This window comes from Arthrobacter sp. 01T414, assembly GCF_056398965.1.
This window is the reverse complement of sequence record NZ_JBFTQK010000003.1, coordinates 365268-371267: the sequence shown is the minus strand read 5'-3', so window position 1 is coordinate 371267 and position 6000 is coordinate 365268. Positions and strand designations below refer to the sequence as shown.

General features: G+C 67.6%; 4 protein-coding genes and 1 rRNA gene. 3 read left to right on the top strand and 2 right to left on the bottom strand.

What is annotated here, in order from left to right; translation table 11 throughout:
* The first annotated feature begins 5 nt into the window (after window positions 1-5).
* From rrf to AC1DK9_RS10095, 3 genes are all read left to right on the top strand, one after another.
* Window positions 6-122, top strand: a 5S ribosomal RNA gene (gene rrf / locus AC1DK9_RS10105).
* Window positions 123-276: 154 nt separating this feature from the next.
* Window positions 277-1125, top strand: coding sequence for an SDR family NAD(P)-dependent oxidoreductase (locus AC1DK9_RS10100; RefSeq protein WP_476915826.1), 849 nt, complete (start codon window positions 277-279; stop codon window positions 1123-1125).
* A 91-nt stretch (window positions 1126-1216) separates the two neighbouring features.
* Entirely contained in the window at window positions 1217-1519 is a 303-nt protein-coding gene (locus AC1DK9_RS10095) for an excalibur calcium-binding domain-containing protein (protein WP_476915825.1), read from the top strand.
* 272 nt (window positions 1520-1791) lie between these two features.
* Here AC1DK9_RS10095 and AC1DK9_RS10090 read toward each other — a convergent pair whose 3' ends face one another.
* Together AC1DK9_RS10090 and AC1DK9_RS10085 are read right to left on the bottom strand one after the other, a co-directional pair.
* Window positions 1792-3624: a putative bifunctional diguanylate cyclase/phosphodiesterase gene (locus tag AC1DK9_RS10090; RefSeq protein WP_476915824.1), complete on the bottom strand. Its 1833-nt coding sequence runs from the start codon at window positions 3622-3624 to the stop codon at window positions 1792-1794.
* A 189-nt stretch (window positions 3625-3813) separates the two neighbouring features.
* The gene (locus tag AC1DK9_RS10085; protein WP_476915823.1) at window positions 3814-5916 is read right to left on the bottom strand and encodes a putative bifunctional diguanylate cyclase/phosphodiesterase; all 2103 of its coding nucleotides are present in this window, start codon (window positions 5914-5916) and stop codon (window positions 3814-3816) included.
* Window positions 5917-6000: the final 84 nt, after the last annotated feature.

The window sequence follows — 6000 nt, the reverse complement described above, 5'->3', positions numbered from 1 at the left end:
AGGGTTACGGCGGTCATAGCGTGGGGGAAACGCCCGGTCCCATTCCGAACCCGGAAGCTAAGACCCACAGCGCCGATGGTACTGCACCCGGGAGGGTGTGGGAGAGTAGGTCACCGCCGGACAACCATTACAGCCAGGCCCCGACACACAGTGTCGGGGCCTGCGCCATTTAACCCACCAAAACCACCCAAGGGGACGGAACATCAGCCGGCGCTCCAGCGTTGATTACCCTTGAGTAGCTCGAACCCCTGAAGGACCAACCACCCCTGGAGACCCATGACTGCACGAACCATCATCATCACCGGCGCCAGCGACGGGATCGGCGCATCAGCGGCCCGGACCCTCGCCGCACGAGGCGAGCGGGTCGTCGTCGTCGGGCGCTCGGCGGAGAAGACCGAGCGGATCGCGAAAGAGACCGGGGCCGACTACTTCGTCAGCGACTTCGCCGAACTGGAGCAGGTGCGCCGGCTCGCCGCGCAGCTGAAGGAAAAGTACCCGCGGATCGACGTCCTTGCGAACAACGCCGGCGGCATCATGGGCGCCCGGCAGCTCACCGTCGACGGCCACGAGAAGACCTTCCAGATCAACCATCTGGCGCCGTTCCTGCTCACCACCGAGCTGCTGGACGTCCTCACCGCCAGCCAGGCCACGGTCATCAACACCTCCAGCGCCGCCAATTCGCTCTACGGGCGGCTGGACATCGATGACCTGGAGCTCGCCAACAAGTACTCCGCCAACTTGGCGTACGGCAACGCGAAGCTGGAGAACATCCTGTTCACGGCCGAGCTGCACAACCGCTTCCACGCGGCAGGGATCGCCACGGCGGCGTTCCACCCCGGCGTGGTGGCCACCAACTTCGCCGCGGACACCACCAGCCCGTTCCGCTTCATGTACCGGAGCTTCCTGAACAGGTTCATGCTGTCCCCGGAACAGGGCGCAGATACCCTCGTGTGGCTCGCCAGCGCCGTCCCCGGGCAGGACTGGGTACCGGGCGCGTACTACGCCAAGCGGGCCCTGGCGAAGGCCAACAAGCAGGCCTATGACGCGGAGCTGGCCCGGGAGCTGTGGGAGCGCAGTGCTGCCATGGTGGGCAAGGACTCCGAGCGGCTCGATCCCCGCGGCTGAGCCTCACGCCGATCAATGGAATCTTGGGATAATCTATCCCTGTCCCTCGCCGACACGCGGCCGAGGGCTTCTATTGGGGGAGTGCTCGAAGGTGCGCCTGAAGAAACTCATTATCGCCTCGCTGGCGGCCAGCGCCGTCGTCCTGAGCGGCACGGCCGTACCGGCGTCTGCCGCACCGGCGCCGAAGTCGTACAAGAACTGCACGGAGCTCAACAAGGTTTACCCGCACGGGGTCGGGCGCAAGGGCGCGCGGGACAAGACCACCGGCAAGCGGGTCACCACCTTCCGCGTGGACAACACGCTGTACAGCTACAACGACGGCGGCGCGGTCCGGCACCGCGGCGAGTACGACCTCGACCGCGACAACGACGGCATCGCCTGCGAGAAGCGCTAAGCCGAGCCGAGCCGGGCCGGGGCTGCCGGATCTGAGGGAGCGTCCCGCCCAAATCGCCGGATCTGAGGGAGCGTCCCGCGAAAGGCTGCCGGATGTGAGGGAGCGTCACACCGAAGACGGCCGGATGTGAGGGAGCGTCCCGCCCGGGGCTGCCGGATGTGAGGAAGCGTCACACCGAACGCTGCCGGTTCTGAGGGAGCGTCCCGCCCGGGGCTGCCGGATGTGAGGGAGCGTCACACCGAACGCTGCCGGATGTGAGGGAGCGTCGCTGGTTAGCCTGCGGCTTCGACCTTGTCGATCGCCATCAGGGCGCTCTCCATGGTGCCGGCCAGATCGCTGGCCGGGGCGGGCTTGGCGAACAGGTAGCCCTGGAGCGAGTCGCAGCCCAGGTCCATCAGGTACTTGGCCTGCGCCGGCGTCTCGATGCCCTCCGCCGTGACCTTCAGGCCCAGGTTCTGGGCGGCGTTGATCATGGTCCGGAAGAACGGCAGGTGCTCTTTGCCGGTCTTGATCATCGCCACGAACGAGCGGTCGATCTTGACCTTGTCCAGCGGCAGCTCCTTGAGCCGGCCCAGCGTTGAGTAACCGGTGCCGAAGTCGTCCATCGCGATCCGTACCCCCGCCTCGCGGAGCTGCGCGAGCTGCCGGAGCACGTCCGAGTCGGCGTCGAAGAACACGCTCTCGGTCAGTTCGAGCATGAGCTGGCGCGGGTCCACCCCAGTGGACGCGACAATCCCCAGCACGTCGGTGGCGAAGTCACGGTGCTGGAACTGCAGGCCGGAGACGTTCACCGCCACGCTGTAGGCCGCGTCGCCGGCCAGCCAGGGCCGGATCTCGGCGCACGCCCGGCGCATGACCTCGTCGCCGATCTCGCGGATCAGGCCGCTTTGTTCGGCCACCGGCAGGAACTGGTTGGGCGGCACCAGCTTGCCGTGCCGCTCCCAGCGGGCGAACGCCTCGAACTGCACAACGGCGCCGATCCCGGGGGACACCACGGGCTGGTAGTGGACCGAGATCTGCCCCAGCTCCACCGCCTGCCGCAGCCCGGTCTCGCCCTGGGCCTTGTGCACGGCCGTGTTCAGCATCTCCGGCCGGAACTCCAGCCAGGTGTTTTTTCCCGCCGCCTTGGCTGCCGTCATGGCCGAGTCCGCCTGCCGCAGCAGTTCCGCGCCGTCGTGGGTCTGGGCCGTCTTGGACGCCAGGCCCATGCTGGCCGCGGGCCGCACCAGCGAACCGCCGATCCGCGCCGGGACGTACAGGGAGTCGGAGATGCGCTTAGCCACGGCCCCGGCGTTCAGGCACTCGGTCAGCAGCACCACGAATTCGTCGCCGCCCAGCCGGGCAACCGTGTCGTGCGGCCGGACGCAGTTACGCAGCCGGCTGGCCACCTCCACCAGCAGCTCGTCCGCAGCGGAGCGGCCCAGCATGTCGTTGTAGCTCTTGAAGTCGTCCACGTTTATCAGCAGCACGTCCACGGGGTCCGGCCGGCGCAGCGCCGCGGCGAGGCGTTCGTTGAACAGGGTCCCGTTCGGCAGCCCGGTCAACGTATCCCGCAGCACGGCCGCCTTGAGCTGGTCGTCTTGTTCCGCGGGGGTGAGCCGGGGGAGCACTCCGGTGGTGCCTGGCACCAGCTCCGCCTCCAGTGAGCTGAACGTCCGACGGCGGGGTGCTGCTGCCGCGGTTGCCGCGGGCACGCCGCCGTCGTGCGATGTTGCGGGCTGCTGGGCGACGGCGCGGGCCGGAACCCCGGGGCGCACGGAGACGGCGACGCTCCCGGCAGCGCCGGGGCCCACCGGCAGTGCGGCGCAGGTAATCTGCACCGGAAACTCGGTGGCGTCGCCGCGGCGGCCTGCTCCCGCGAAAGGCGACCGCCCCGCGACGGGACCCACTCCGGAACCTGCCAACCCGGCGAGGACCTTGTGGAAGCCCTCCCGTGAAGATTCGGCCAGCAGCAGGCTGTAGTCCGCGCCGAGCACCTGTGCCCGGGAATAGCCGAAGAGCTGCTCCGCGGCAGTGTTCAGGAAAACGATGGATCCATCCGGGCCAAGCAGCAAGAGTGCGTCGGGGCTGTGCTCAAGCACTGTCTGTGCGAACGCTGCGTCCATGGTGTGTACTGCCCCCAAAAGCGATGGATCTGTGAATGGCACCGCGCTCCGCCGGGAACCGGAAATGGGTTCGCCGCAGCCAGTGTCTGCTGAAATCATATGTGTTCGGTAGCACAGTCTCATGCCGCCCCGACACTAATCCCGAAAGCGTACAAATATGTCGTCCGGCCGCCCAGACAACGGGCTGCATCAGAGCACGACAGCGGGCTCCTGCAGGGCCTCGATGGCCTCCGCGGACTGCACCACGGCCGCTTCCCTGCGCGCCTCCGGCACGGGACGGGAGAAGAGATATCCCTGCAGGGCGTCGCACTCATGTTCCATCAGGTACCGGGCCTGGACGGTCGTCTCGATGCCTTCCGCCGTCACCCGCAGGCCCAGGCTGTGCGCCATATGGATCATGGACGTCAGAATGGGCAGCCGCTCCTCGCCGGTGTGCAGCATGGAAACGAAGGACTTGTCGATCTTCACCGCGTCCACGGGAAGCTCCTGCAGCCGGCCCAGCGAGGAGTAGCCCGTGCCGAAGTCATCCAGCGCCACCCGGATGCCCGCGGCGCGGAGGGTGATCAGCTGCTGGATGACGTGCGAGTCGGCGTCGAAGAACACGCTCTCGGTGACCTCAAGGACCAGCTGGTGCGGATCGACCCGGCTCCAGGCCGCGATGTCCAGCACCCGCTCGGCGAAGTCCTTGTGCTGCAATTGCACACCGGAGACGTTGACGGCCAGGGTCCTTCCGGGATCCTCGGCCAGCCAGGATTGCAGTTCGGTGCAGCTCTGCCGGAGCACCTCGGCCCCGATGTCGCGAATCAGGCCGCTGCGCTCGGCGGTCTGGATGAAGGCGTCCGGAGCCATCAGCACCCCGTCGCGTTCCCAGCGGGCCAGTGCCTCGAACTGGATGACCTCGCGCCGGTTCGTGGAGACCACCGGTTGGTAGAAGACGGTGATCTGGCCGAGCTCGACGGCGCGGCGCAGCCCCGCGGTCAGTTGCGTTCGTTCCAGCAGCGTGGCGAGCATCTCCGGCTGGAAGTGCACGTAGCAGTTCTTGCCTGCCTCCTTGGCGGCGTACATGGCCACGTCGGCCTGGCGCAACAGCTCGGAGGAAGACATGCCCTCCGCGCCGCGCGTCGCCACGCCCAGGCTCAGTCCCGGGCGCATCAGGGTGCCTTCGATGGAGACCGGGGCGTTCAGCGTACTGACGATCCGCTGCGCCACCGCGTCCGAGTCGTTGCAGCCGACCAGCAGCACCACGAATTCGTCCCCGCCCAGGCGTGCCACCGTGCCGTGCGGGCCCACGCAGTTCTGCAGCCGGCGGGAAATCTCCACCAGCATCTGGTCTCCGGCGTGGTGGCCCAGGATGTCGTTGACGTCCTTGAAATCATCCAGGTCCAGCAGCAGCACCGCGACCGGGCCGGGGGACTCCAGCGCGTCGGTGGCGCGTTCGTTGAACAGCATCCGGTTGGCCAGCCCGGTCAGCGGGTCCTGGAAGGCGAGGGCTTTCAGCTGGTCGGCCTGCTGGGCCAGTTCGTCGAGGGCGCGCCGGGCCTGGTCCTGCGCCATGGTGCGGGAGGTGACGTCGCGGAAGTTCCAGATCCGGCCCACCACTTCATCGGCCACCTTTTGCGGGCGCGAGTAGAGTTCCACGGTGCGCCCGTCCCGGAACTCGAGGACGTCGTGGCTGTGCAGTTCATGGTTGGCGTACAGCTCGGCGACCTTGGCCTTGAACGAGTCCGGGTCCAGCAACTGCTGCGCGATGAATTTGACCAGGGCGTAGGCGTCGTCCTCGGCCAGGATTTCGCGCGGCATGCCCCAGAGCCGCAGGTACTGATCGTTGACGCCGGTGATCTGGCCGGTGTTGGACACCACAAGGATGCCGTCCGCAGTGGTCTCCAGCGTCGCGTCCAGGAGCGAGGCGGCGTGGCGGCGGCCGGCGTCGTCGTCCTGGCGGTGGGTCATGTCGCGGACCGCCACCGCCATCGCGGTGTCCGCCAGCGTGGTGACGAGCGAGCAGGTGATTTCGACCGGGATTTCGCTGCCGTTCCGGTGCAGCCCGACGGCGGGGAAGGGCTTGGTTCCGAAGGTTCCGGCCCGGCCCAGGCGGCTGAGGACCCGCAGGAACCCGCCGCGATCGTCCTCCACCAGCAGGCGGTTGTGCGAGACGCCGATCAGCTGTTCCTTGGCGTAGCCAAACAGGCGTTCGGCCGCCGGATTGAGAAAGGAGATGTTCCCCTCCATGGTCACCAGCAGCAACGCGTCAGGACCCTGCGTGAGCAGGGTTTCCGCCAATCCTTGTTCCACGTCGATGCCAGCCCCCGGGCGTTCGGTAATTCCAAGCCACCGCAGGGCGGTGGTCCTTAAACTTCAAGCATCATAGGGCCATGA

Excerpts from the sequence above, each read along its gene's own strand:
- AC1DK9_RS10100 (WP_476915826.1), top strand. The coding sequence starts at position 277 with ATGACTGCACGAACCATCATCATCACCGGCGCCAGCGACGGGATCGGC.
- AC1DK9_RS10090 (WP_476915824.1), bottom strand. The coding sequence starts at position 3,624 with ATGGACGCAGCGTTCGCACAGACAGTGCTTGAGCACAGCCCCGACGCA.